At 43.5% G+C, this 26,066-nt stretch carries 29 protein-coding genes and 1 pseudogene; 13 read left to right on the forward strand and 17 right to left on the reverse strand.

The annotated features are described in order from the left end of the window. Positions 1 to 16 precede the first annotated feature (16 nt). Together MTN95_RS12720 and ecsA are read right to left on the reverse strand one after the other, a co-directional pair. A complete protein-coding gene (locus MTN95_RS12720; RefSeq protein WP_248338420.1) occupies positions 17 to 1,243 on the reverse strand; it encodes an ABC transporter permease in 1,227 nt (408 codons plus the stop codon). Continuing rightward, positions 1,236 to 1,979, reverse strand: a complete 744-nt coding sequence (gene ecsA / locus MTN95_RS12725; protein ID WP_024120782.1) for an ABC transporter ATP-binding protein EcsA — start codon at positions 1,977 to 1,979, stop codon at positions 1,236 to 1,238. Before ecsA ends, MTN95_RS12720 begins: the two co-directional genes overlap by 8 nt. Positions 1,980 to 2,469: 490 nt before the next feature. Between ecsA and MTN95_RS12730 the strand changes: the two genes are divergently transcribed. From MTN95_RS12730 to MTN95_RS12740, 3 genes are all read left to right on the forward strand, one after another. Further along, positions 2,470 to 2,907 (forward strand): HIT family protein, encoded by a 438-nt coding sequence (locus MTN95_RS12730; RefSeq protein ID WP_003327743.1) that lies wholly within the window; start codon positions 2,470 to 2,472, stop codon positions 2,905 to 2,907. 146 nt (positions 2,908 to 3,053) lie between these two features. Continuing rightward, the gene (gene serC / locus MTN95_RS12735) at positions 3,054 to 4,133 is read left to right on the forward strand and encodes a 3-phosphoserine/phosphohydroxythreonine transaminase (protein WP_248338508.1); all 1,080 of its coding nucleotides are present in this window, start codon (positions 3,054 to 3,056) and stop codon (positions 4,131 to 4,133) included. Between the two features lie 123 nt (positions 4,134 to 4,256). Next, a complete protein-coding gene (locus MTN95_RS12740; RefSeq protein WP_248338422.1) occupies positions 4,257 to 4,775 on the forward strand; it encodes a tryptophan transporter in 519 nt (172 codons plus the stop codon). 73 nt (positions 4,776 to 4,848) lie between these two features. Here the strand turns inward: MTN95_RS12740 and yhzF are convergent, their stop codons facing one another. Beyond that, positions 4,849 to 5,040 carry a membrane protein YhzF gene (yhzF, locus tag MTN95_RS12745; RefSeq protein ID WP_024120779.1) on the reverse strand — a complete coding sequence of 64 codons (192 nt, stop codon included), beginning with the start codon at positions 5,038 to 5,040 and terminating at the stop codon, positions 4,849 to 4,851. Positions 5,041 to 5,166: 126 nt separating this feature from the next. Between yhzF and MTN95_RS12750 the strand changes: the two genes are divergently transcribed. Continuing rightward, positions 5,167 to 5,523 carry a YtxH domain-containing protein gene (locus MTN95_RS12750; RefSeq protein ID WP_024120778.1) on the forward strand — a complete coding sequence of 119 codons (357 nt, stop codon included), beginning with the start codon at positions 5,167 to 5,169 and terminating at the stop codon, positions 5,521 to 5,523. Between the two features lie 177 nt (positions 5,524 to 5,700). Then, complete coding sequence (locus MTN95_RS12755; RefSeq protein WP_010333593.1) at positions 5,701 to 6,312, forward strand: HTH-type transcriptional regulator Hpr; 612 nt, start codon at positions 5,701 to 5,703, stop codon at positions 6,310 to 6,312. On the opposite strand, the gene MTN95_RS12760 is transcribed toward MTN95_RS12755, so the two are convergent. Beyond that, positions 6,309 to 6,650 (reverse strand): YhaI family protein, encoded by a 342-nt coding sequence (locus MTN95_RS12760; protein WP_024120776.1) that lies wholly within the window; start codon positions 6,648 to 6,650, stop codon positions 6,309 to 6,311. The two genes, MTN95_RS12755 and MTN95_RS12760, sit on opposite strands and share 4 nt — an antisense overlap. A gap of 207 nt (positions 6,651 to 6,857) precedes the next feature. Between MTN95_RS12760 and MTN95_RS12765 the strand changes: the two genes are divergently transcribed. Further along, on the forward strand, positions 6,858 to 7,376 hold the full coding sequence (locus MTN95_RS12765) for a DUF3267 domain-containing protein (protein ID WP_044156556.1): 519 nt from the start codon (positions 6,858 to 6,860) through the stop codon (positions 7,374 to 7,376). Positions 7,377 to 7,447: 71 nt separating this feature from the next. Then, entirely contained in the window at positions 7,448 to 7,666 is a 219-nt protein-coding gene (locus MTN95_RS12770; protein WP_081638266.1) for a hypothetical protein, read from the forward strand. 70 nt (positions 7,667 to 7,736) lie between these two features. Here the strand turns inward: MTN95_RS12770 and yhzE2 are convergent, their stop codons facing one another. Together yhzE2 and yhzE1 are read right to left on the reverse strand one after the other, a co-directional pair. Continuing rightward, positions 7,737 to 7,823, reverse strand: coding sequence for a sporulation protein YhzE2 (yhzE2, locus tag MTN95_RS12775; protein WP_003155248.1), 87 nt, complete (start codon positions 7,821 to 7,823; stop codon positions 7,737 to 7,739). Between the two features lie 125 nt (positions 7,824 to 7,948). Further along, positions 7,949 to 8,035, reverse strand: a complete 87-nt coding sequence (gene yhzE1 / locus MTN95_RS12780; RefSeq protein WP_003327753.1) for a sporulation protein YhzE1 — start codon at positions 8,033 to 8,035, stop codon at positions 7,949 to 7,951. A gap of 159 nt (positions 8,036 to 8,194) precedes the next feature. On the opposite strand from yhzE1, the gene MTN95_RS12785 reads away from it, so the two are divergent. After that, entirely contained in the window at positions 8,195 to 9,070 is an 876-nt protein-coding gene (locus tag MTN95_RS12785) for a peptidylprolyl isomerase (RefSeq protein WP_227598321.1), read from the forward strand. Positions 9,071 to 9,113: 43 nt separating this feature from the next. Here MTN95_RS12785 and MTN95_RS12790 read toward each other — a convergent pair whose 3' ends face one another. The 6 genes from MTN95_RS12790 to MTN95_RS12815 all read right to left on the reverse strand — a co-directional run bounded on the left by MTN95_RS12790 (position 9,114) and on the right by MTN95_RS12815 (position 16,862). Next, on the reverse strand, positions 9,114 to 9,326 hold the full coding sequence (locus MTN95_RS12790; RefSeq protein ID WP_010333590.1) for a sporulation YhaL family protein: 213 nt from the start codon (positions 9,324 to 9,326) through the stop codon (positions 9,114 to 9,116). 124 nt (positions 9,327 to 9,450) lie between these two features. Then, positions 9,451 to 10,395 (reverse strand): 3'-5' exoribonuclease YhaM, encoded by a 945-nt coding sequence (yhaM, locus tag MTN95_RS12795; protein WP_248338424.1) that lies wholly within the window; start codon positions 10,393 to 10,395, stop codon positions 9,451 to 9,453. 73 nt (positions 10,396 to 10,468) lie between these two features. Next, the gene (locus tag MTN95_RS12800) at positions 10,469 to 13,366 is read right to left on the reverse strand and encodes an ATP-binding protein (RefSeq protein ID WP_248338426.1); all 2,898 of its coding nucleotides are present in this window, start codon (positions 13,364 to 13,366) and stop codon (positions 10,469 to 10,471) included. Positions 13,367 to 13,370: 4 nt separating this feature from the next. Continuing rightward, a complete protein-coding gene (locus MTN95_RS12805) occupies positions 13,371 to 14,597 on the reverse strand; it encodes a metallophosphoesterase family protein (protein ID WP_248338428.1) in 1,227 nt (408 codons plus the stop codon). A 116-nt stretch (positions 14,598 to 14,713) separates the two neighbouring features. Continuing rightward, positions 14,714 to 15,973 (reverse strand): ABC transporter permease, encoded by a 1,260-nt coding sequence (locus MTN95_RS12810; protein ID WP_248338430.1) that lies wholly within the window; start codon positions 15,971 to 15,973, stop codon positions 14,714 to 14,716. Next, positions 15,966 to 16,862 carry an ABC transporter ATP-binding protein gene (locus tag MTN95_RS12815; RefSeq protein WP_044156564.1) on the reverse strand — a complete coding sequence of 299 codons (897 nt, stop codon included), beginning with the start codon at positions 16,860 to 16,862 and terminating at the stop codon, positions 15,966 to 15,968. The genes MTN95_RS12810 and MTN95_RS12815 overlap by 8 nt, the downstream gene beginning before the upstream one ends. A 127-nt stretch (positions 16,863 to 16,989) precedes the next feature. Here MTN95_RS12815 and MTN95_RS12820 point away from each other — a divergent pair, with 127 nt between their 5' ends. Beyond that, the gene (locus MTN95_RS12820) at positions 16,990 to 17,175 is read left to right on the forward strand and encodes a YhzD family protein (protein WP_059336506.1); all 186 of its coding nucleotides are present in this window, start codon (positions 16,990 to 16,992) and stop codon (positions 17,173 to 17,175) included. 20 nt (positions 17,176 to 17,195) lie between these two features. Here MTN95_RS12820 and MTN95_RS12825 read toward each other — a convergent pair whose 3' ends face one another. Beyond that, positions 17,196 to 17,963 carry an enoyl-CoA hydratase gene (locus MTN95_RS12825; protein ID WP_024120767.1) on the reverse strand — a complete coding sequence of 256 codons (768 nt, stop codon included), beginning with the start codon at positions 17,961 to 17,963 and terminating at the stop codon, positions 17,196 to 17,198. Between the two features lie 165 nt (positions 17,964 to 18,128). Here MTN95_RS12825 and MTN95_RS12830 point away from each other — a divergent pair, with 165 nt between their 5' ends. From MTN95_RS12830 to khtU, 3 genes and pseudogenes are all read left to right on the forward strand, one after another. Continuing rightward, positions 18,129 to 18,467: a hypothetical protein gene (locus tag MTN95_RS12830; RefSeq protein ID WP_081638265.1), complete on the forward strand. Its 339-nt coding sequence runs from the start codon at positions 18,129 to 18,131 to the stop codon at positions 18,465 to 18,467. Positions 18,468 to 18,528: 61 nt separating this feature from the next. Then, positions 18,529 to 19,026 carry a K(+)/H(+) antiporter subunit KhtT gene (gene khtT, locus MTN95_RS12835; protein ID WP_010333581.1) on the forward strand — a complete coding sequence of 166 codons (498 nt, stop codon included), beginning with the start codon at positions 18,529 to 18,531 and terminating at the stop codon, positions 19,024 to 19,026. A 7-nt stretch (positions 19,027 to 19,033) separates the two neighbouring features. Beyond that, a pseudogene (khtU, locus tag MTN95_RS12840) lies at positions 19,034 to 20,253 on the forward strand (K(+)/H(+) antiporter subunit KhtU). Between the two features lie 18 nt (positions 20,254 to 20,271). Here khtU and MTN95_RS12845 read toward each other — a convergent pair. Further along, complete coding sequence (locus tag MTN95_RS12845) at positions 20,272 to 21,777, reverse strand: coproporphyrinogen III oxidase (protein WP_248338432.1); 1,506 nt, start codon at positions 21,775 to 21,777, stop codon at positions 20,272 to 20,274. Positions 21,778 to 21,888: 111 nt separating this feature from the next. Next, positions 21,889 to 22,755 carry a Cof-type HAD-IIB family hydrolase gene (locus MTN95_RS12850; protein ID WP_248338434.1) on the reverse strand — a complete coding sequence of 289 codons (867 nt, stop codon included), beginning with the start codon at positions 22,753 to 22,755 and terminating at the stop codon, positions 21,889 to 21,891. Positions 22,756 to 23,242: 487 nt separating this feature from the next. On the opposite strand from MTN95_RS12850, the gene MTN95_RS12855 reads away from it, so the two are divergent. Then, positions 23,243 to 24,316, forward strand: a complete 1,074-nt coding sequence (locus MTN95_RS12855) for a DNA alkylation repair protein (RefSeq protein WP_248338436.1) — start codon at positions 23,243 to 23,245, stop codon at positions 24,314 to 24,316. A gap of 44 nt (positions 24,317 to 24,360) precedes the next feature. Here the strand turns inward: MTN95_RS12855 and MTN95_RS12860 are convergent, their stop codons facing one another. Then, the gene (locus tag MTN95_RS12860; RefSeq protein ID WP_010333576.1) at positions 24,361 to 24,714 is read right to left on the reverse strand and encodes a YlbF/YmcA family competence regulator; all 354 of its coding nucleotides are present in this window, start codon (positions 24,712 to 24,714) and stop codon (positions 24,361 to 24,363) included. Between the two features lie 92 nt (positions 24,715 to 24,806). After that, positions 24,807 to 25,940, reverse strand: a complete 1,134-nt coding sequence (locus MTN95_RS12865) for a DUF445 domain-containing protein (RefSeq protein WP_248338439.1) — start codon at positions 25,938 to 25,940, stop codon at positions 24,807 to 24,809. Positions 25,941 to 26,066: the final 126 nt, after the last annotated feature.

Raw genomic sequence — 26,066 nt, forward strand, 5'->3', positions numbered from 1 at the left:
TACCCCTTTTTTCAGCTCACAGCTTTCCGTGTTTTTTTAATCTGGCGGTCATGTAAGACGGCAGAACGCCAAAGATCAAGACGGCAGAGCCGATCAGCGCGTACAGAAAACCTGCAGCGCCCGCAGCATATGCAGAGGCCGCTGCCATGAGCAGAGCCTGCACGCTAAGCGCAGTTTTTAATAGAGAGAAATAGCTTTTCAGCTTCGCTTCCTTTTTGACAGGATATAGCTCTTGAAGCGCCAGATGGTCAAAGTGGCCAAACAGCGGCAAAAGCTGAATGCCTGTGATAAAGACGGTAAACATAGTCAAAATCCCTGCGATCATCGGGCTTGCAGACGCATACATAATAATCAGCGCGAAAATAACGGTTAATCTGACTTGAATGCCCAGATAATCACTTGAACGCAAAAACGCGCGGGCAAACATATAGGCAAACGTTTTACGCTGTTCAAACGGGACAAACCGCAGCAAAAAGTCGAGATACGCTCTCCGTTTCGCTTGTTTCTTTAAATGCGGCACATCCGTAAACAGGTTGGCAATTCGGTAAAAACGCTGCTTGCGTCTCAATTCGTATTCAATATGGCTTTCCCATTTAAATGTTTTTCCTTTTGCAACGGAAGACACATAAAGATAAAGAGCCGCCATAATGATATAGATCACAAGCGCATACACATAAACCGACTGAAAAACAAAATACAGAACGAGTGTATTAGCGGCAAAACGAATGACAAGATCCATCTGTTTCATGCTTCGGTCATTTTGAAACGTCATACGCCATTCCAAGGCCTGATTCCACGCTTTCAGCAGCAGAAGCTGTACAAATACCGCCGCGTACGACACGAGCGATGCCCCCGGCATGACAGCGAAATAAAGCGGCATCGCTACAAGGCTCAGTGCAATCAGCGGAAACAGCTGGGACACATAGCTGTAAACAAACGCCTGTCTCAAATACGGCTCCATCTTAGCCTCAAGCGGCAATAAGAAGACAAGGTCAGCCTCCTTTAAAAGCGTCCGCACATAAGATCCTGTCAGAACGAGTGAAAACAGAACGGCCATCACCCAAAAGGACGGAAAGTGGGCGGGAATGTCCCGTACCCATTTGCTGTACCAGCTCGCCGCACCTGCGATAAAAAAGATCAAAACGATAACGAGGTGATCGTTGAGCATATATTTCATGTACATTCTTGTTTCTTTAATATGCTCCTGCAGCCGTGACTGCCAAATATCCAGCATGTTATTCATGGCCAGCGTCTTCCTTTGTGAGCTCTAGATACAAATCATCCAGCGCCGCGTCCTTCATTCCAAACTGCTCTCTGAGCTCGGACAGCGTGCCGCGCGCCCGCACTTCGCCGTTATGTAAAATGATAAACGAATCACAATAGCGCTCCGCCGTTGCCAGGATGTGCGTTGACATCAGCACGCTCGCCCCGCTTTTCTTCGCTTCATTCATCCGCTCAAGCAGAGCATTGATTGCCAGCGGATCAAGTCCCAGAAACGGCTCATCAATGATGTAGAGCGCAGGCTCTGCCAAAAACGCACACATGATCATAACCTTCTGCTTCATCCCTTTAGAAAAATGCGCCGGGAACCATTTCAGCCTTTTTTCCATTCGGAATTCCTTTAACAGCGGCGGCAATCTTTTTTCCATGGTTTCTTTTGAAAGGCCGTATGCCATCGCCGTCAATTCAAGGTGTTCCATCAGCGTCAGTTCTTCATATAAAACGGGTGTCTCAGGAATATAAGTGAATTGGGACCGATAGCCTTCCCGATCCTCAGCAAAGGTTTTTCCGTTTAACTCAATAGATCCTTTATGCGGGTCCATCAGCCCGATGATATGTCTGATTGTTGTACTTTTACCTGCACCATTTAAACCGATTAAACCGACAATTTGGTTCGGCTCAAGGGTGAATGACACGTTTTTCAAAACCGGATTTCTCGTATAACCGCCGGTTAAGTCTTTTACCGATAGCAGAGACATAGTTTCTCCCCTTATATTGTTTTTCTTCATAGTACCAAAAACAAAGCCTGATTTGAAACAATTCCCTTTTAACAAATGATGAATTTGCTGTAATAAAGAGACAGGTTTCTGGACAATATAAACGTTGTAGAGGAAAAAGCATATCAACTGAAAAATGAGGTGTTTGTCAAAGACGTCTTAGGCACAGTTGGATAGAAAATAAACATGTCCTATGCTCAAACCTTTTTGCATTCACTGAATTGATGAATCTTCATTTCTGAAGCTGACTATCAAATGAGGTGTTTATCGCAGGAATCGTTAGGCATTAAACAAGTCTTCATTTTATTGACAAATGAGGTGCTTACCAAAGGCATATCACATTTTCTTCATAAAGCTGATTCCTCTGCATTCAGGGTGAACGCTCCGCCGTTCATCCTGTTTTCTATTTTCTTCATTTCTGTGGTACGATGAGTTTATACATAAAAAAACAATTTCATAAGGAGGAACCCTCATGCATAGTGCAGAGAATTGTATCTTTTGTAAAATTATCGCCGGCGAAATCCCGTCAGCAAAGGTTTATGAAGATGAACATGTGCTGGCATTTCTCGATATCAGCCAAGTGACGAAAGGCCACACCCTCGTTATCCCGAAAACACATATTGAAAATGTTTACGAATTTACAGACGAATTAGCGAAACAATATTTTCACGCCGTTCCGAAAATTGCCCGCGCCATCAGGGATGAATTTGAACCGATCGGCTTAAATACGTTAAACAACAACGGCGAAAAAGCAGGACAATCTGTTTTCCATTACCATATGCATATTATCCCGCGCTACGGAAAAGGAGACGGATTCGGAGCAGTGTGGAAAACACATGCAGATGATTACAAACCGGAAGATCTCCAAGACATTTCTTCATCCATTGCCAAACGCCTGGCCTCATCATAAAGATGAGGTTTTTTATTTGTGAACAATTCGCAAATATTCGTCATTTTCTTTTGATAATTCTAATTTTTTATCAAAAAAACTGAATTTTTGTGATAGGATAATTGTATTATTTATTACATTAACGTGGAAAACAGGGAGAGATCATGATGGAACGTACAACGAATTTTAACGCAGGTCCTGCAGCGCTGCCATTAGAAGTTCTGCAAACAGCACAGAAAGAGTTTATTGATTTTAATGAATCCGGCATGTCCGTTATGGAGCTTTCCCACCGCAGCAAAGAATATGAAGCGGTGCATCAAAAAGCGAAAAGCTTGCTGATTGAACTGATGGGCATCCCGGAAGACTATGACATTCTGTTTCTTCAAGGCGGGGCAAGCCTTCAATTCTCAATGCTTCCGATGAACTTTTTAACACCTGAAAAAACCGCTCATTTTGTGATGACAGGCGCTTGGTCTGAAAAAGCGCTCGCTGAAGCGAAACTGTTCGGAAACACATCTGTGACGGCGACAAGCGAATCAGACAATTACAGCTACATTCCCAAGGTTGACCTTACAGATGTAAAAGACGGCGCATATTTACATATTACATCTAACAATACGATTTTCGGCACACAGTGGCAGGAATTCCCGAATTCTCCAATTCCGCTCGTCGCTGACATGTCCAGCGATATTTTAAGCCGAAAAATCGATGTATCCAAATTTGACGTCATTTACGGCGGTGCCCAAAAAAACCTTGGCCCTTCAGGTGTTACCGTTGTCGTAATGAAAAAATCATGGCTGCAAAATGAAAATGACAACGTTCCGAAAATCCTTAAATATTCAACACATGTCAAAGCGGATTCACTTTACAACACTCCACCTACATTTGCCATTTATATGCTGAGCCTCGTCCTTGAGTGGCTGAAGAAAAACGGCGGAGTTGAAGCCGCTGAACAGCGCAACGAACAAAAAGCACAGGTTCTTTACAGCTGCATTGACGAAAGCAATGGCTTCTATAAAGGCCATGCCAGAAAGGACAGCCGTTCACGCATGAACGTTACCTTTACGCTCCGTGATGACGGATTAACGAAAAAGTTCGTTCAGGAGGCAAAAGATACAAAAATGGTAGGCCTTGGCGGACACCGTTCAGTAGGAGGCTGCCGTGCTTCCATTTATAATGCGGTGTCACTGGAAGACTGTGAAAAATTAGCTGCGTTCATGAAGAAATTCCAGCAGGAAAATGAGTAAAAAGTCTGGCTGTGCAAACCATTCGTTTGGTATACTGTTTGCATAACAAATTCTTTAAGCCTTCGCAATAAATGATGAGCATATTATTGGAGGGCAAAAAGCTTAGCAGAGGAGAGCATAGTTATGAAAACAAAAGAGTTAGTCATTATGGCTCTGTTTGCCGCAATCGGCGCAGCGCTCCATTCCATTATTCCGCCCTTTTTAGGCGGGATGAAACCAGATATGATGCTGATCATGATGTTTATGGGCATCCTTCTGTTCCCGCGGGTGCAAAATGTACTCGTTATCGGGATTGTGACCGGAATCATTTCAGCTCTTACAACCGCATTTCCGGCCGGACAGATTCCGAATATCATTGACAAACCTGTATCAGCGTTTCTGTTTTTCTTCCTGTTCCTTTTGGTCAGAAAGAGCCAGAAAACAGCTGCAGCCGCAGTGCTGACAGTCATCGGCACCATCTTATCAGGAACTGTATTTTTAACGTCAGCTTTATTTATCGTCGGTTTGCCTGGCGGTTTCGCCGCATTATTCGCCGCAGTCGTTCTGCCGGCAGCTGTATTGAATACAATTGCCATGATCATGATGTATCCGATTGTGCAAACCATTTTAAGACGCTCAAGTTTTATGGAAGCTGTAAAATAAATGTGACACAAAACCTCTTCCGCTTCCGGGAGAGGTTTTTTTAAAAAAAGAGCCCGCAGCATGTCAGCATGTTTTAAGCGAGGAGTTTTGTGAAAAAGATAAGACATAGTGTAAAGGCGGTTCCGGTTGAACAAACAAGCGCTTTCTGCCGGATGACTTTCTTCGGCGGATAAGAAGCAGCCTGGCTGAGAAGTCTGATATAGTAAATGGCGCCTGTTGCAAAGGCAAGGGTGATGCAGGATAACACAATCATAAAGACAGACAACCTTCTCCCTCCTTTTCACTTAAAAAATATGCTAAAATAAAGCAAGCTATGTATAGAAGTTCATCTTCGAACAAAATTGAAAAAGCTGCATGTATCATATTTCAAGAAAAAAACGGGGTGATTTTAATGGCGGACGGACGTTCTCTATTAACAGGACTATTCGTGGGCGGCATCATCGGAGGTGCTGCAGTTCTTCTATCAGCACCTTCTTCAGGTAAACAGCTGCGTGAAAAAATCAAAACCAATTGCGATTCTTTTGAAGAAACGATCAAGCGCTTAAAATCAGACGGCTTAACTTTAAAGGACCAGCTAGTGAAAGCGGCAAAAGAAAGTGCTGATGTCATTAAAGACGTGAGCGGTGAACTGCAAACCTCAATTAAAAAATGGCAGGAAGAGATCAAACCTCATCAGCAGGATCTTCAAAAAGAAATCGCCGATATTGAAGAAAAAATCAAACAGCTGGAGAAAACCTTACAAAACTAATATCCTATTCAAAGGAAAAAAGTGCGGGTCATAACATGACCTGCACTTTTTTTATTCGCAAAAGCCTTTCCTAGCAATGGCTCAAGAATTTATTAAAAAATTCTTACATTTTCATCTTTATTAATCTTTATTTTATTGGCATAATAGAGAAAAAGATAAAGAGAAGCAGGTGACGTAATGAATCAAGTGGAACCGCCTTATGATGTGAAAGAGGCTCTGGTCTTCACCCAGAAAATGGCTCAGCTTAGCAAAGCTCTTTGGAAATCGATTGAGAAGGATTGGCAGCAATGGCTCAAACCGTATGACCTGAATATTAATGAGCACCATATTTTATGGATTGCTTATCAGCTGAATGGAGCTTCCATTTCTGAAATTGCAAAGTTCGGAGTCATGCACGTTTCAACGGCATTTAACTTTTCAAAAAAGCTTGAAGAACGCGGGTATTTAAGGTTTTCAAAACGGCTGAACGATAAACGAAACACATATGTTCAGCTGACTGAGGAAGGAACTGAGGTATTCTGGAGCTTGCTTGAAGAATTTGATCCGACGCGCAACGCGGTTTTTAAAGGGTCACAGCCTCTGTATCATTTATTCGGAAAGTTCCCTGAAGTGGCAGAAATGATGTGTATGATCCGCCATATATACGGCGATGATTTTATGGAAATCTTTGAAACATCACTCACAAATATCGACAGCGACTTTGAAAGCGTAAACGGAAAACTGAAGAAAAAAGCAACGGACACTGCTGCGGATGAATCAGCCGAAGAACTTGAACCTGTAAACAGTTAATCAAAGTGTCTGATAATGTCTATAAAAACTTCCATCAGTTCTTTATAAAGCCCCTGCTCATACAGGGCAAAAATCGTTTCATGAACATCTAATTTTTCGTTCAGCTGTCCGGCAAAAAGCGCAAGGAGCTTATCAAAGGTTACAAATCCTTGCGCTTTTTGTGCTGCCAGCTCCTCCGACAATTCACCGCATATGCGCACAACCTCTTCCCCTTCTTCTCTGCTCAGCCCTTTATCAATCAGCAGCGCATAGAAAGGGTACCTGTCCATATCCACTGTTTTCACTAATAATTGTATGTAATATTCCAATCGCTCAATGCGATGATCCATCGAATCCATCCACACCACTTCTTTCTATCTTTAATCTTATTTTAGCTGATAATTCACTGAGAAGAAAGTTCTAACCCCATATTTCATAGATTGTTTGCTCCTTTCAAAAAAATACCTATTGAAAGATATTTTTTCTTAAAAAAGCATTGATTTTTTTTCTTGGGAGGAGTAAATTATTTTGAGATTCTATTCAAGATGTACGGAAGGATGACTTTGATGAATTGCTGGAAAACCATAAATCTGATGAAAGATTATGGTGCCGTTCGCATAATATTGATTGCTGTGTGTTTCATGATTATGGTTTTTATATCTAACTTCTTAGCATTTGAGCTGTTGCGGCCTAAAACAAGCTTGAGCGATGAATATGTACCGCTGTTCGGCGTTTTGCTCGTCGTTATTTTATTTGTACATAAAGTCATCCATGTCCTGCCGATCATCTGCAAAAAAAGAAAAATAGAAAAAAAGATTTATATATGGCGTATGCGAACGTGGAAACGAATACCGAAAACGACGATGCTGATTTCACTGTTAAGCCCTTTTATGCTGATAACACCTGTATTATTTTACGCCGCGCTGGCGTTTCCGAATCACGCCCATTACTTCTGCATGATTTCAGGCATTCATGCAGGCTACTGTCTGCCGGACTTTTTGCTGGCTCTGAAGCTGATGCAAGCACCGAAAGCATGCTTTATCGATCAGGAAGCAGACGGCTTTGATATTTTGGTCGAAAAGTAGCTGACGCTTGGCGCTGTGCCGATTTTTCAGTTTACATTCTATCTTTTTTGATAAATATTTGGTAATGTAATATGGGAGCAGTTCAGAGAGAGGGGGAATCTCCCATCATTTTATTCTATTTTATCGTGACTGCCTTGTTTATTGTTTACTTTATAAACAGGCTCACCAATACATTATGCCTTGTCAGAGAGATTCCTGAAGAGCGCCAGGATAAGGTATTTCGATTTATCAATGTATGTATATTAATTTTACTGATCTCTTCATTTGTGGAGATATCCTTTACTGTTTAAATATGAAGGAAGTAAAGAAAGCATAGCTGACGGTCTCGTTAGAACCGGCAGCTATGCTTTCTTGCATTGATTAGTAAAGCCAAGAAGCGCCGATGATAATCAACAAGATAAATAAGACGACCAATAAAGCGAAACCGCCTGCAAATACTTCACCCATCTTAAAAAGCACCTCCTGTAAAAAGCTTTATTTTCCAATTACATCTTATGCAGTTAATTGATGAAACGATTAGGCGCTTGTGAAAGTAAAGGATCGCTTATACAACAAGCGATCCCTTTTGCTGCTTAGTAGATGTAAGCTGCACCTACAATGATAAGCAAAATGAACAGTACAACAAGCAAAGCGAAACCGTTTGAATATCCTCCGCTCATGTTACATACCTCCTTTTCTTGATCAATATATTTGTATGTCATCAGGGAAAGTTTGACTAGACGAATGCCCTTTATTTAAAATCTTTTTACAGAAAGCCACAATATGTTATGATACGCATAGGCAATTCAATTTGGAATGATTAGGAGTGTTTGAAAACAATGAAGAAAATCGCAATAGCAGCTATCACTGCTACAAGCATCCTCGCTCTCAGTGCTTGCAGCAGCGGCGACAAAGAAGTCATCGCAAAAACAGACGCAGGCGATGTAACAAAAGGCGAACTTTACACAAACATGAAAAAACAAGCTGGAGCGAGCGTCCTGACTCAGCTGGTGCAAGAAAAAGTTTTGGACAAGAAATACAAAGTATCAGATAAAGAAATTGACAACAAGATGAAAGAATACAAAACACAGCTCGGTGATCAATATACTGCGTTAGAAGATCAATATGGAAAAGATTACCTCAAAGAACAAGTTAAATATGAATTGCTTACACAAAAAGCAGCTAAAGATAACATCAAAGTTACAGATGACGAAATTAAAGAATACTGGGAAAACTTAAAAGGCCAAATTCGCGCAAGCCACATCCTTGTCGCTGACAAAAAGACAGCTGAGGAAGTAGAGAAAAAGCTGAAAAAAGGCGAGAAATTTGATGCCCTTGCGAAGGAATACTCTACAGACACAGGCTCAGCTACAAACGGTGGCGAACTTGGCTGGATTTCAAAAGATAACGAACAACTGGATTCCACATTCAGAAAAGCTGCATTCAAGTTGAAAACAAACGAAGTCAGCGACCCTGTGAAAACACAATTTGGCTACCATATCATCAAAAAGACTGAAGAACGCGGAAAATATGAAGATATGAAAAAAGAGCTAAAATCTGATGTTCTCGACCAAAAACTTAATGACAACACAGCTGTGCAGGCAGCCGTTCAAAAAGTAATGAAAAAAGCTGACATCGATGTGAAGGATAAAGATTTGAAGGATACATTTAACACTTCTGCTTCTACTGGCAGTTCTTCAAACAGTTCTAAATAATAAAAAAAAGCTGTGCAGGCTCACCGGAGCTGCGCAGCTTTTTTTATGCGATGGAATGATTTTGGTTTTCTTCCTCACGCTGCTGGGACGTGCGGCGTTCTTTTTCTTTTTCCATCCTTTCAATATAAATCTGACCTTCTTTTTCAATAAAAGACTGGTCTAACTTATCTTCCTCTTTGGCTGCTGAAACCAGCTTATATGCACTGAAAATGATACCCACAATACAAAGATATACCCACCATGGAAAAAACAACACGGGCTTCTCCCCCTTTTGCATAGATTCTTTATTTTTAACCTTATGCAGGAATGAGACAGGTTATGAGCGGGAAAAGCATATCAAAAAGGACTGAGCTGAACATGTCAGCATCAGTCCTTTTTGATTATTGATGAAAAGTCGGTTTATAAAAGGAACGGTTTTCAAGTGCAAATACACGTTCAGTGTACTCACCCGGCTTCACGCGCTCCAGCGCTCTGTCCATCATATTCATTTTCGCATCCAGATTATCAATATAGTGCAAAATTTCCGCTTCTTTTACCATCGGCGGTTTTGGGCTGCCCCACTCTGCTTTGCCGTGATGGCTCAGGATCAAGTGCTGAAGGATCAAAACCTCTTCAGAATCGATTTGAAGCTCCTCAGCCGCTTTTGACAGCTCTGTGACCATAATGGAAATATGGCCGAGCAGATTGCCTTCTACTGTATAGGAAGTGGAAACGGGCCCGGACAGCTCTTTCACTTTTCCGAGATCGTGAAGGATAACTCCTGCATAAAGAAGATCACGGTCAAGAGACGGATATAAATCAGCAATGGCTTTTGCCAGATCCAGCATAGAGACGACGTGATACGCTAAACCTGAGACAAACTCGTGATGATTTTTCGTAGCCGCCGGGTAATCCATAAATTCTGCTTCGTGCTTTTTGACTAAATATCTTGTTATCCGCTGGATATTTGGATTTTTCATTTCAAATATATATTGAGTGATGGTATCCAGCATTTCATTTTTCGGAATCGGCGCAGTTTCCAAAAAATCATCAATATTGACGTTTTCATTCTCGCTCACCGGTCTGATATTTCTCAGCTTTAGCTGGGTGCGTCCGCGGTAATGGTGGACATCCCCCACAACCTTAACGATCGTCTGCGGCGCATAGGTTACTTCATCACTTTGCTTGGCATCCCACAGCTTGGCTTCAATATCACCCGACTGGTCTTGAAGCATCAGCGTTAAAAACGGTTTTCCATTGCTTGCAATCCCTTTTGTTAAGGATTTGATCAATAGATATTGGTCAACCTGTTCGCCAACCTCATGTAGCATAATCCCTTTAGCCATACTATTAAAGCTCCCTCCATATCTTACATAATATCAGTATATCACATACCGATTTTCAGCTATATAACCTCATTTATGATACTAAATGGATGATTTGATCACTTTGAAACGCATTTTTTACATGTTCATGGCATGTAAAATAGAAAATCTGCCGTTCTCCTCCTGATAAAACAGAAAGCATTTCCAGCACGCGGTTCAGACGTTTCTGATCGAAATGTACAAAGCTGTCATCGAGCTGGAATGGCAGCATTGCCCCATCCTGACGAGTAACGGCCAGAGCGAAACGAATTGCTGTATACAGCTGTTCACACGTGCCCTGAGACAGCTCTTCCGCCTGAAATACCGTTCCAGCGCTGTTCATAACCATGATGGAATCATCTGTTTCGGAAAAATAAATCGATTGATAGCTGCCGTCAGTCAGCGGGCGGAAGAATTCTCCAGCCGTCTCCAAAAGACGCGGCAGGCCGACTTTTTTATGCCGCTCCATTTTGTTTCTGATCACATGTCTGACCATTTGAATCGATGCCCATTTTTTTGCAGCTTCTTTCACACGCTCTTTTTGCATTTCAGTTTGCAATTTGAGATCTGAGACCAATCCCGAAGCCTCTAACTGTTCCTGTTTGACCAAAAGCAATGCGATTTGAGCGCGCAGCTGTTTCAGCTCCTCATCGAGCCGTTCTTTTTTTTCATGTTCCTGCAGTCGTTTTTGTTCCAATTCAGAAAGAGTGCCGGAGTCCGCCAGATGAAGTTCTGCTGAGCTGACACCTTGAAGCTGTGCATTAATGTTATACAGCCTTATTTCAGTATCCTTCAATTTCTTGCTGATGTCGGCTATGGCGAAAAACTCATTTCTGTTTTTTGCACCCGCCTCAGTGAATAATTGTTCGATCTGCGCTTGGAAATACCGTATTTCTTGCTCCAGCTCCAGCACCTGCTCTTCTTGAAATTGGATATCTGTTTCAATTTCTCTTTTTTGCTTCTCGATCTCTTTTTCGCGTTCCGCATTTTTCCGCAGTGCGTGAAGGACATCAGCCACGGGGGTTTGAGAATCGTTTTTGTCAGGATGCAGCATTCTGACGCGTTCCTCAAATGTCCGCCGATGCTTTTGAAGTCTCCCGGCTTCGATCGTCAGCTCATGTTTTTTCTTCACTTCTTTTTTTACATCCTTCATTACATGGTAAGCATCCAGTAAGAAGGAAGGGTCTTCCTTAAATCCGAGTTCATTCATGAATTGCTCAGCTTGGCTGAAGGAGGGAGCCATATCGGCCTCCCACTGTTCGAATTGCTGGATGATCCTTTCGTAAGCTGCCTCTTTCTGCTGGAGCTCTGCCCGCAACGATGTGAGGTGCTGTTTATTGCGGTCATCCTCCCATAACGCTTCTCTAATCGCTTCGGCTTCTCGCGGAGAAATATCCGTCTCTGGCTCTTTCCTCTCCCTTACTTCTTCAGAAGACAGCGGCTTTCTGCCAGTTGTAAAGGCATACAGCATGAGTGCAGCGCCGACGCATATGGCTGGAATCCATTGCCCCAGCAGCAGAAAGAGAACCATGAAGAGAATGCCTGCTGCAATCACGATCTTCTTTTGTTTCGCCTGCTGCCTTTCGAAGAACTTCAGCTGTTCCCTCAGTTTCATCTGCTCTTGATGCTGTCCCTGTGCTTCATCATATGCTTTAAGAGCGGCTTCTTTTTCTTTTCTTTGGCTGTTTTCAAGTATAGCGGAAGATACGTCACGAACTGCCCTTTCAGCGTCTTCCAGCTCGCGCCGCGCCGCTTCAAACGCTTCATCAAGCTGTCTTTTTCTGTCTCTTGCTTGCACGTAATGCCGCACCGCCTGCTGGAGTTGCCATTCATAGTCATAAGACGTGTTCATATTCAGCAGTTCATTTTCATCTGTTTTATTCAGCTGCTCCAGCCCGGCCGCTGCCTGTGAAGAGGACTGGCGCAGCTGAGCCTGGATGGCGGCAAGCTGTTCCCCGTAGGATTGGTACATATGATACGCTGATGATAGCTCTAGGATAAGCGCTTCATTCGCCAATATATCCTCATTCGGGTTAAGCTTTTGCAGCTGTTTGTCCAACTCTGCAAGCTTTACCCGAAGCGCCTCCAGCTGTGCGGATTTCGGATGAAGATGGGATTCATACTTTTCTAAACGATGTAATCCGTCAGCAGGGGATTGCCCCGCATGCTCCGGATATTGTTCAATCTCCTGTTCCAGCGCAGTTTTTTCGGTTAGCACCGGTTTCAGTTCAATGGCTCTGTCGATGTTTCGAATGTGTTCCGCAGTCTCTTTCAGCTCTGTTTCAGCAGCAGCAAGACGGGACTCGAGCGTTCTTTTCTCCTCAAGAAGCTGATGATAGCCCGCCTCCTCCGCTTCAGCCTGCTTCAGCTTTGCTGCCAGCTGCTTCAGCGTTTCCAGCTCCTGATTCAAATGAGGATTTCGGCCGTTTGGTTTAAAGAGCCTTTCGCTTTCCTTCATCAGTCTTGAATCAAGCTTTGATACGGCTTCAGCGCCAAACAGGCTGGAAAACAGCAGGAATTCTCCAATCTTGTCCCGACTAAAGGCGTGAATTTCCTGCAACCCGAATACGTCAAACGAATAAATGGCTTTGTACAGCGCCCTGTCCGTACCCTGGAACAGCTGCTTCAGAAAGTCTTCCTGCTTTACTTCTCCGGTTTCTGTGTACACCCTTACCTTCTCAGCGGTTCCTTTCGTCCGTTCAATCTTCATCACGCCGTATTCAGGGTGCTCAGCCTCAAGAACACCGCCATACACACCGCCTGATTTCGGTTCATATTTTTTCGATTTCGGAAAACCAAACAGCATGCTTTCGATAAATGACATCATCGTCGTTTTTCCTGCCTCATTTAATCCGTAGATTAATTGGACAGGCGAGGCGGAAAAGTGAAAGGTCCGATTTGAAAATTTTCCGTATTGGTAGATATGTATTGATATGATTCGCATAGCTTTCACCGCCTCATGACTCAAGCACCTTAAGCTGTCTTTTCAATAAAACCTGTGCCTGCTCTTTTATTTCCTTTATCTCCTCTTGACTAAACCGGTCTGCGTGTCTCCTATATACAGGATGCCGCTCAAGTCCTTCCAGCACGCCTGCAAGATCAGTCTGTTCAATGTCTTCCAATAAACCGCCGAAAAAAGGATCAAGGCTCTTAAGCTCTGCTTCATTTTCCGTCTCATCTTCCAATGAGAGCGGCCATATAAAATTCTCCTCGTCCACCTCTTGCTCCTGAAAGGCTTCAAGGAGCTCGTCCAGTGAACCTCTCGGCGCATCCGATAACCATTCTGGCGCGATCCCCTGTAATACGAGCTTCACACAAGCAGGAGTCCCTTTTTTCCGCAGCTTTGAAAACGTGTCCTCGACAATTTGAAAGAGCGCGGTCATATTCTCTATCGCTGACACATCAACTTCTGCTTTCTCCCACAGGACGTCATGCGCTTTCTTAAATTCATAGGAAATATCTCCGCGCTCCACACGGACAAGATAAAAGCCTTTATCTCCTGTCTCTTTCATATGGCGCGCTTGAGGATTTCCCGGATATATCACGGCCGGATTCCCGGCAGAAAGAACCTGGCGTTTGTGAATATGGCCAAGCGCCCAATAATCCATCCCGCTTTTCACAAGATCATCCTGAGTAAACGGGCAATATGGATCGTGTCCTTCAGATCCTGATAACGTGCCGTGGAGCATCCCGATATGAAAGGGCGCGTCAGTTGATCTCCGGTAGCGGGCGGCTTGGTTTTCCGTCACGGCTCTGGTCTGATAGCTAAAACCGTAAATGCTTGCTGCGCGCCTGCCATCCTTATAAAACGATTTTTCTTCAGGGACTGGGGATGTAAACATGTGAACATTCTCCGGCCATTCAATCGGCGTCCATTCTCCGCCGAGATGATCATGGTTCCCAAAAATCACATAGACTGAAATCCCGTACTCTCTAAGTCTATCGAACTGTTTTTTCAAAAAGAGCTGCGCCTTTAAACTTCGATTGGCCTCATCAAACAAATCCCCCGCCAGCAAAACGAAATCAACGTTCTCTGTGATTGCAGCGTCTATAATATGTCTCACGCTTGAAAACGTGCTTTCTTTGATCCGGGCAAAAATGGGTTCCGGCAGATGCGATATCCCGTAAAACGGGCTGTCGAGATGAAGATCTGCCGCATGAATAAAGGTTAGATCAGTCAACATTCTGCTCCTTTCCAGGATGAAGTACCCTTATTTTAGCACCGATTTCTTGCGAATGCACGTTCTGTCAAAACGAATACAATCAAAAACAGCCTGAGCATCCCCAGGCTGTTTTCCAATCAGCTTTTTGACAAACGCAGCGCTTGTTTGATTGCTTTAAACGCGCTTGAGTTGCCGTAAATCAAGACGCCGCCTTTATAAATTCTGGCGCCAATGACGGCAAGTATGATAATGGTGAGCAGTGTTATCCCGATGCCGGCAGCCGCCTGCCAAAACGGAATATCAAGCATGCCGACGCGCAAGAACATAATCATCGGCGTAAAGAACGGGATAAACGATGTGACCGTAATAAATCCTGCGTCCGGAGCGTTTAGTCCGAACATGGCAATCATAAAACCGGCAACCACCAAAAGCGTCATCGGTGTGATCGTTTGCTGCACGTCCTCTATTCTGCTGACGACGCTGCCAAGAAACGCGGCCAGTGTCGCATATAAAAAGTAACCGAGCAAAAAGAAAATAACAGCATATATCACGGTAGAAACAGGAACATCGGTCAGGTTAAGAAAACCGCCTACAGATGAAGCCGTTTCACTCGTTTTGTTCAGCTTCAGCGATAGATATCCGGCAGAAATAATGACAGCAAGCTGTGTTATTCCGACGAGCCCGATGCCTAACAGCTTTGCAAACATTTGCTGGATCGGCGGCATGCTTGAGATGAGGATTTCCATGACACGCGAAGATTTTTCGGTCGCAACCTCCATCGCAATCATACTGGCATACATAATAACGGAGAAATATATGACAAACAGCATAATGTAAACAAGCCCCATCGCCTGCCCCAGTTCTTCCTCAGACTTTGCACCCTCTTTCAGCGCCTCCTGCCCGACAGTGACAGGCGCATAGAGGCTGCTGATGGTTTCCTGCGAAACGCCGAGCTCCTCTGTTCCAACAGCGGTTTTTGTTTGTGTTAACGCCTGCTGCAGTGTTTGGTACGTGCTTTCATCCGAAATCGTTAACGCTTTGTACGTCCCTGAGATCGTCCCTTTGTCATCTCTTTTGATAATGAGCATCCCATCAACCGTTTCATCTCTGACTTGCTTTATAACCTTTTCCTCTGATTGCTTAGACTGCTTCACATCAAGATCGCTATCTGTATCGACTGCTTTCAGCTGCTTTGAGAAAATCGGATATAATTCGTTTGTTTCATCAATAACAGCAATTTTCTCTTTTGTATCTTCTCCTTGAAACATAGAAATGATCGATTCTAAATTGGTGACAGCCAATACAAGCAGAACCGTAATGACAGTAGAAATAATAAAAGACTTTGCCATAATCTTATTTTTGTATGTATGAGAAAGCATGATCAAAAATTTATTCATAGACGGCCCCCACCTTTTCTATAAAAATATCATGGAGTGACGGCTCTTCAAGCTCAAACTTTCGAATAAATCCTTTTCCTTGGAGCATGGCGAAGATCTCTTGAGAGATGTCTTCATTGGCAATTTGCAGCTTTACGCCGCCCGCCGTTTCTTTCCATTGCGTAATTCCTTCATGCCCCTGTAAAAAATGCAGATCGTCATCGGAATGAATGGTCACATTCTTTTTGCCGAATGAACGTTTAATTTCCTTCAGTCTACCTTGCACAACAGGCTTCCCTTTTTGCAAAATACAAAGGTGCTCACACAGCTCTTCGACATGCTCCATCCGATGGCTGGAAAATAAAATCGAGACACCGCTGTTTTTCAAAGAGATAACAGCCTCCTTCAACAGCTCGACATTGACAGGGTCCAGCCCGCTGAATGGCTCATCGAGAATCAGCAGCTCAGGCTTATGCAAAACCGACGAAATAAACTGGATTTTCTGCTGGTTTCCTTTTGAAAGCTCTTCTACTTTTTTATTCTCGTATTCTGTTATATTGAAGCGTTCAAGCCATGTTCCGAGCTCTTTTACGGCTTCGCGTTTCTCCATGCCTTTTAATCTTGCCAGATAGACAAGCTGGTCCTTTACCTTCATTTTCGGATATAGTCCGCGCTCTTCCGGCAAATATCCGATTTTGTTGCTCATACTGTAGTTGACGGGACGGCCTTTCCAGCTGATCGTACCCTCCGTAATGCTTAATAAGCCGAGAATCATGCGAAAGGTCGTCGTTTTTCCCGCTCCGTTTGCGCCTAAGAGGCCAAACATTTGCTGTTCCGGAATTTCCAAATTCAAACCGTCAACCGCTTTATAATCTCCAAATGTCTTCGTTACGTGATCAATCGTCAGCACCGAATCTCCTCCTTCCCTGACCCATTATATACTATATTTGGTTAAAACATAATAAAGGATTTTGGTTTGCTATTTAGAATATAAATGAAGAAAGAACGATAAATGATGAAGTTGGAGGCGAAATATGATGGCGGAGTATTTTCTTACGGCTTTTGATCCTTCGGGAGAAACACTGATAAACGAGCGATTTGAGGCGGAAAACGAAGATGCGGCAAAACAGCAGGGTGAAGCCCTGTTAAAGGAAAAAGAGCTACATAGTCATACCCATCGTTTAGTGAATGCAGCCGGAAAGCTGATTTTGTTTCAGAGATGATCAGCTTCCCGGCTGATCTGTTATGCTTGAAACTTTGGCTCCCGTTTCTCTAAAAATGCACGGATTCCTTCCTGGTGATCTTTAGTCCTCCTCATTCTCTCCTGGGCACTTCGTTCAAGAGCCAGCACCTTCTTCAATTCATCAATATGGAGGCTTTGAAAAATGGCTTTCGTTTCAATCATTGCCAATAGGGGCGAGGCTAAAAGCGTTTCAACATAAGGTCTTGCACCTTCCGCAGGATCTCCGTTAAATGTTCCATCCAAGAGACCCATGCCAGCCGCTTCTTCAGCGGATAGCTTTTTCCCGCTCCAAATCAGCTTTTTCGCTTTCGCTTCCCCAATCCTTTTTTTCAGCAAATAATGTCCCCCGCCATCAGGAACAAGGCCGATGCCGATAAAGTTCATTGCAAGAACGGCATTTTTCTCCGCAAGCACAATGTCAGCACAAAGTGCTAAACTCAAGCCCAGCCCCGCGGCAGCACCATGGACAGCGGCAATTGTCACTTTTTTCATTTCGTATAACGTTAAAGTAATAGCTTCGATCGTATCCATCAGCTGCCTAAATTGATCAGGATCATGCTCAGAGGTCATCATCCGTATATCGCCGCCTGCTGAAAAACCTTTTCCGGTACCTCTCAGGAGGACGATGAGCGCCTCGCTTTCAGAAACCTTTTCACACGCCTCCTTCAGCTCGAAAAGCATTTGCTCATTCAAGGCGTGATGAGCATCAGGACGATTCAGCACAATTTCTGCCACAGGCCCCTTCAGTTCATATTGAATATAATCCATATGAAACACCTCCATGTATGCGCTTTCTTTTTTTCTTTCTCATATACATTCCCCGCCGTCCTTAAAGAAACCTTTTTTATTTTTCAGGGTCAATAGATACTGAAAAATGCATATCATTTGAATGGGAACATAAAGTTTTATATAGTGAAATGGAAGGGATATAGAATGAGAAAGGGGGAAGGTAACATGGATAAATTGCTGATCAGCTTTCTATTAAGCTTATTTATGGTGTGCTTTCCCCCTTCTGACGTGGCCCTGCCCTCCCAGTTTGATGCAAGCACTGACAGCTATGTGCCAATGTCCTCATATCCGAAAGAATCACAATCAGCCAAAACGCCGTCACCGGGCAGCCTGCATCTGGCGGAGTTTATGAAAGAGTACAATCCATTGGCGCAGTCTATCAGAACGCTATCTGTCAAGCCGCTTGATGATCCTCACATCAACAGGCTGGAAAGGGTTTGTGCCGTCCCTGTCAAATACCAGTCTAATTACCTCCGAATATGAATGTATACCGTTTTGTTTGTACCCTATCTTTATGCCAACACTACATTCGGAGGGATTTTCATTGAATATAAAAGAAAACGATCTGCCGGGAATCGGCAAAAAATTTGAAATTGAAACAAGAAACCGCGAAAAAATGACGATTATCATTCATGATGACGGAAGAAGGGAAATCTATCGGTTTGATGACCGGGATCCGGATGAGCTTCTTTCCAATATTTCATTGGATGATTCTGAAGCAAGGCAAATTGCAGCCATTTTAGGCGGCATGGTCTATAAGCCGCAGGCGCTGGAATCCATCGAGATGGCGTTTAGCGACCTCATTATTGAATGGTTTAAGGTGGAAAAAGGCGCGAAGTCAATCGGGCGCACCCTCGGCGAACTTGATGTGCGTCAAAACTATGATGTCACTGTCATCGCCATCATTAAACACAACCAGCAAAAGTTTTTAAATCCGGGTGCTGACTCAGTGATTGAAGAAGATGATACCCTTGTCCTCTCAGGTGAAAGAAAGCATCTGAAGAAGCTGACTCATGATTTTCTTTCTAGAGAGGGCGTGTGATCAGCGGATGGATCATCTTGTTTTTGAAGTCGGAACCGCGCTTGTGCTTGTGGCAATTGCCAGTGTCATCGCAAATAAAATTAAGTTTTCAATTATCCCGTTTCTCATTATTTTAGGGATGCTGCTTGGCCCTCATGCCCCTAAAGTCGGGATCATTGACCTCACGTTTATAGAAAGCAGTGAAATCATTGAGTTTTTCGGACGGATGGGCGTGCTTTTCCTCCTTTTCTATCTCGGACTTGAATTCTCTGTCGGAAAGCTGATCAAGTCTGGAAAATCCATCGCAATTGGCGGATCAATTTATATTTTGATTAACTTCAGCCTCGGACTGCTTTATGGCTTTATCACCGGGTTTTCTTTTCTGGAAGTCCTCGTGCTGGCAGGCGTCATCACCATTTCTTCAAGCGCGATCGTCGCAAAAGTGCTGGTCGATTTAAAAAGAACGGCCAACCCGGAAACCGAGCTGATTCTCGGCATTATTATGTTTGAGGATATTTTCCTTGCTGTGTATTTGTCTGTTGTTTCCGGCCTTGTGCTTGGAGACGCGACATCAGTCGGGGGTGCGCTTTTGTCCATTCTGATCGCATTTGGCTATATGCTGCTGTTTTTTATCGCGGCCAGAAAGCTCCCGCCGCTTTTGAATAAGCTGTTGGACATACGCTCGAACGAAGTGTTTATTATCGTCATTTTTGCAGCGCTCTTTTTCATCGCCGGATTTTCAGAGACAATTCATGTGGCAGAAGCCATCGGCGCGCTGCTGCTCGGTTTGGTATTTTCGGAAACAGAGCATTCCGATCGGATTGAGCACCTTGTCGTTCCGTTTCGCGACTTTTTCGGCGCGATGTTCTTTTTCAGCTTCGGCCTCAGCATAGACCCTTTTTCACTTGGTGAAGCGGTTTGGCTGGCATTGGGAGCTGTGATCCTGACCATATTCGGAAACTTTATCGCCGGAATGGTGGCTGGACGCCGCGCAGGGCTTTCTCATAAAGCCTCATCCAATATCGGTCTTACGATCGTATCACGGGGTGAGTTTTCGATTATCGTTGCCAACCTCGGCATAGCCGGCGGCCTGTCAGCCACATTAAAGCCGTTCGCCGCATTATATGTCCTCATTCTGGCGATTTTGGGGCCATTATTAACAAAAGAGTCAAAATGGATTTACCGCCAGCTAAACAAGGTGTTTAAATGGAGCCGGACGTTCAGCCTGTGAAAAAACAACGGGGATAAAAAAAAGCAGCACTGTGATCAGTGCTGCTTTGTCGTTCTCTCAAAAATTTGCTCTAAATATTTGATCTTTTCGTCCGTGTAGTGCTCAAATCGGTCATTGTATGATTTCGGGTCTTTCGGATTGGCAAAGTGTGTGATTTTCCCTGTATCCGGATCAATAAATTTACTTGCCGCACCGCAGCCGATGCCGATAATCGTCTGCACTTCTTCCATAATCATAATGTTGTAGATGCTTTCCTGGCCCGGAATCGAGTACCCGACGTTTTCCAGATTTCCAAGAATATTTTTCTGGCGGTATAAATAATAAGGCACGTATCCATGCTCTTGCGTCCAAGCTACCGCATCATCCATCATTTGAGAAACCTCTTCTCTCCCGGCAACTTTGTATTTATGTTTGTTTCTTGTCATTTCTGACGCCCGCTTAAAGGAAAGGGTGTGAACAGTCAGCGATTCCGGCATCAGTTTCTCGGTTTCTGAAAGGCTGTGTCTGAACTCCTTCACGCCTTCGCCAGGCAAACCGATAATTAAATCCATATTGATATTATTCATGCCGTGCTGGCGTGACAGATGATATTTTTCAATGGTCTCTTCCACCGTATGATGACGGCCGATCGCTTTGAGCGTTTCGTTTTCATAGGATTGCGGGTTAATGCTGATCCGGTCAATATCATATTTGTTCAACACGGCAAGTTTTTCTTCAGTAATCGTGTCGGGGCGGCCGGCTTCCACAGTAATTTCACGAATGTTTTTCACATCCGGGAAGGAGCGGACCATTTCTTCATACAGAAGATCCATCTCTTCCGCTGTAATGCTTGTAGGCGTCCCGCCGCCAAAATATATGGTTGTGACCTTGACGCCATGCTCCTTGAGCCATTCGCCGATTTTCTGCATTTCGTAATGCAGCCCCCATAAAAATGAGCCGACTCTGCCTGCTTGTCCTTGGATGGCGTATGCAGGGAATGTGCAATACGCACATTTGGTCGGGCAGAAAGGAATGCCGATATAAATACTGACTTCGTCCTTTACTTGATATAAATCAGGAACTGCCGCCAGCTGCCTGTCGACAATTTGCTGCATCAATTCGATTTTCTCATCATGAATTAAATAGTCTTTTTTCAATTCTGCATGCGCCTGTTCCTTCGGCATCCCGCTTTGCAGCTTTTTATGAAGCAGCTTCGTCGGGCGGATTCCCGTGAGGATTCCCCACTTTTGCGTCATGCCCGTATGCGCTTGAAGAAGATTTAAGTAAACATAAGAAATTGTGTTTTTCACTTGTTTGAAAGCTTCTTTTTCATTCATATCAGGAGAAAAAGCTTTCGTATGGTGTTCCTTAATTCCGGTTCCTTTCACTTCTCCTGAAACCGTCACATGCTCATCTGTTTGCGTGCACGCTAAAGAGATGACAAGATCCGCCGGCTCCTCTCCGCCGTAGACAAGACCGCATTCCTCATAAAACAAATTTGCGATATTTTGCAGTGGCCGATGAAGGCGGTCATCGTGTATGCCTTCTATTTTAATTTGCAACTTCATCACCTAATTTATCAGATTCAAAACTTTCTTTAGTGTACAGAAATAAACAGCTAAAATCAATCCGGCAAAAAGCCGCCGCACCTGTTTGGGCGCGAGCGGCTTTTTTTATACGCGTTTCATGTGGAACTTATCGAGGAACCCTTTTCGCTGCTGCATACGGAAATATTCCTTCATCATATATGCGACGCCTTGCTCGTCATTTGACCTTGTGACCCAATCGGCTTTTCTCTTAATTTCCGGTGCAGCGTTCCCCATTGCAACCCCAAGTCCGGCAAGCTCAATCATCGGAAGATCGTCTTGCTGATGGCCGATAGCGACTACATCCTCCATCCCCAGCCCCAGTTCCGAAGCGACAAGTGCAAGGCCCGCTTCCTTCGAAACTCCCTTTGGAACAATGTTCATCTTCTCATCGTTTACGTGAATCACGTCAACCGCCGGGAAGGCTTTTGTAATCGTTTCTGTAATGTCTTGCTGAATATCGTGTTCTGTATATACTTCGATGACGGGCGCACTCACCGGTTCATCCATCAGAAGATCGCTTAACGATTCAACAAACTGAACCGGGTAAAAGATGGGATCTGACGGGTGGATCAGCGCTTTCCCAAGCAAATTTGAATTGACCTTTTTCTTGTTTCCTATCGAATATTTCTCGTGAAGAAGCCTGATGTTGCATTGATAGCTCTCAAGCACTTGAACAATATTAAAAGTATGATCGTCAGAAATTCTTCTTTCAAAAAAGGGCGCGTCTATTTTCTCAGCGATATAGGCGCCGCTGTGGGTGATCAGCTTTGCATCAAGCTTCAGCGATTTTGCTATTTTCTGAGCTGAGCGAAAATGGCGGTTGGTGACAAGTGTGACGTAAATCCCTTTTTTCTTAACATATTCAATCGCATCTTTCGTTGCCTGATGAATTTTCCCGTTCGACCGAAGCAGCGCTCCATCTATGTTTAAGGCAAGCAATTGTTTAGACACAGAGATGTCCCCCTCCTTGATGACTGTACTTGTGTATAGGATATGACCCTGTCTCTGTGTTTAGAACAACCTTTTCTGTACAGCAAAAAAAGCCTGACTCAGCAGACTTTATATACGCAATCATAATAGGATACGATCGAAGCAGCCATTCTCCCTAATATCGTTATTTCGATTTACGAAAAATCATGTATCAGGAACCCCTTATTTGACCAATGATGCGCTCCGAACACTTACTCTCTGTTGCTTATCCCCTCTATATAACGGCATGATATGCGACCGTATCCATTTGAAATAGGTAAGTGTAGGCGCTTTCAATATTATTATCCCAGTTTTCTCTGCAGATGACAAGGGTTTTTTTAACTAAAAAAAGTAACCAATATCTGTGTAACTAAGGTAGCGCGTAATGTTAATTATTGGATTATATCGCTTGAATAAGAACGTACATTCGTATACAATATAAACATTAAATGAAAAAAGCGGTGGTCCAATGACTGTATTAAAAGAAATTTATAATCAAGAACTGATCTCTCGATTGATAGATACTGTAAAAGAAACCTATCCAGCGTTCAACAAAGACAAATTCGAGGAGCTCTTAATGACGGGAGAATGGCCTGAGCTCGCTTTAAAAGAACGCATGCGCCGCATTACCGTTGCTTTATACGAAACACTGCCGAAACATTATGGCGAAGCGCTTGCAGTATTATGGGATGCAGCTCCTCATTTTAAGGGACTCAGCGGAATCATATTTCCTGATTATGTGGAGCAGTACGGCTTAGAGCATTGGGATGATTCAATGAAGGCGTTAGAATACTTTACGGCATATTCCACTTCAGAATTTGCTGTGAGGCCTTTTTTGCTTTTAAATCAGGAAAAAATGATTGCACAATTCCTGATATGGTCTAAGCATGAAAATGAGCACGTGAGAAGACTTGCGAGTGAAGGAAGCAGGCCCCGCCTCCCATGGGGAAAATCGATACCCGCATTGAAATCGGACCCCTTCCCCGTGCTGCCGATCCTTGAGCAGCTGATGCAGGACGAGTCTTTGTATGTGAGAAAAAGTGTGGCCAACAGCCTTAATGATATATCAAAAACGCATCCTCACTTGCTGAGAGAAGTCGCAGTACAATGGTATGGAACACACCCTCATACAGACTGGATCATCAAACACGCTTACCGGACCTTGCTAAAAAAAGGCGATAAACAGGCTTTATTGCTTTTTGGCTATCACGATGCTGATTCGATTCAACTGCAAGATTTAACGTGTGAGTCCAGCCGTATTTCTATTGGTGAAACCCTCAAGTTTACTTTTCACATTCATTCAGACAGGAATCAGAAAGTAAGAATTGAGTACGCCATTGATTACGTAAAAGCCAGAGGCCAGCATCATCGAAAAGTATTTAAAATAACAGAAACGAATATAGGAAAAAACGAAACAAAATCATATACCAAAACACAATCCTTTAAGGATTTATCTACAAGAAAACATTACAACGGAATTCATACATTATCAGTGATCATCAATGGAGAGGTAAAGAAATCGCTGGATTTTCTAGTTTGCTGAACGAATAAAAAAATCCCTTCTTATCCAGAAGGGATTTTGAATGATTAGCCTTCGACACTGCCGTAAAGCTCTTCTAAAGGCTTCATGATGATTTTGTTTAATTCGCCGATCAGCATACTCATTCGCTGCTCCGCTTCCATCAGCTGAGAGATTTTTTCGTGCTGCTGCACAAGCGCAACGGTTTTTTGAGCCTGCTGCACTTCATCTTCTGTAATTTCTTCTCCAGCCATTTGTTTTTGCTGAAGTCTCAGCTGCACATCACGGAAGTTTTCGAACATTCGTTTCGCAGACTCGTCTGCGTTTACTTCATCGTACAGGTTTTTTAAACGGGTAAACTCTTCGCTCCCGCGCAATGCATTTTCCAGATCATACGCTACATCGTAAAAATTAACAGCCATTGTAAATAGCTCCTTTCATTATTGCCGATTGACATACCACTCCACTATAACAGACTATGGAGCTCCTTTCATTAATCGAAACCCGATTCTTCTTAAAAAAGGATGACAAACAACGCTTGAATTGCACCTATGATTCCGCCGAGAAGGCCGCCCAAATAGGTTATCATTTTAAATTCTTTTTTCGAAATCGACAGCACCATTTCTTCAAGACGCTGTACCGGGAACTGATCCACCTGCTCCTTTACAATTTCCTCAAGGCGCATTCGTTTTAATACACTTTCAAGATTGGTTGAAATCCCCTCAAACAATTTGTCTAAAAGCGCCGGCAGGATACGATGGTTCAGATCATTTTCATAGCGGGCTGTAAGCGAGCCAATCGTATTTTCAAAAAACGGAGCAGTTGAAAATGCTTGCAGCACTCTTTGTTTCAGGCTAAAAATTAATACTTTTGCGTTCCATTTTTCGTCCGCTTCATTAAATGTATACTCCTTCAGCTTGCCCCATTCGTTTTTCAGAAGATCAGAAAGCAGCTTATTCGTTTCCTCATTCCGCAAAAACTTCAGAAGCTCCGGCAGCACGCGATCAGCAAGGCTTGAATTGCCGAGAAACATTTGCACCATGCTTCCAAGCATACCGCGTTCTTTTAAGAAATCATCAATCATATTGCCGAGACGGATTTTTCCTTCTTCACTTTCAAAATAATGAATGCTTCGCGCCAAAATATAGCCTGAAATCATCGGTATCTTCTCTTCTAGCTTTTCCTGCACTTCCAATGGCAGTGCTTCCTTTAACGTTTGATGCTCATATCGGCGGAAAAGTTCATTCAATTTATCATCCGTCCAGCGGCTGATCCAGGCGTCTGCCGCTTCACCCGGATGCTTTACTCCGGCTTTTTCAAGCGCTTCTTTTACTGTCATTTCAGATAGCGACAGGTTTTGAATCAGCTGTTCTCCGACTTGAAGCGCCTGCTTTTTGGCTGAATCTGAAACAAGCCGCTTTTTAATACCCTCAGGCGTTAATAAATGGTTTACCACCATCAGCCCCATTTGTTTCGCAAGCTCATCACGTCTTCTTGGAATCAATCCCGGAGTAAAAGGGACTCGTTTTCCAAACAAATAATATGCCTTATACGGCCTAAATAGCATTTGAATTGCTAAATGATTGGTCACCGCGCCGATAACTGCGCCGATCACGATCATAAATATAAAGGTTCCTGCAATACCCATTCCTGCTCATCTGCCTCCATCTGTGCTTTTACTTTTTCATAAATAGAATGACCTATTTGTATTATAGAGGTTGGTGTGATCACTTAGCAAACAAGGAGACAAAACATATGGCCATAAAATCAGCTT

Origin of the sequence: Bacillus sp. 2CMS4F, from assembly GCF_023161785.1 — a bacterium.
GTDB classification, from domain to species: Bacteria; Bacillota; Bacilli; order Bacillales; family Bacillaceae; genus Bacillus; species Bacillus halotolerans.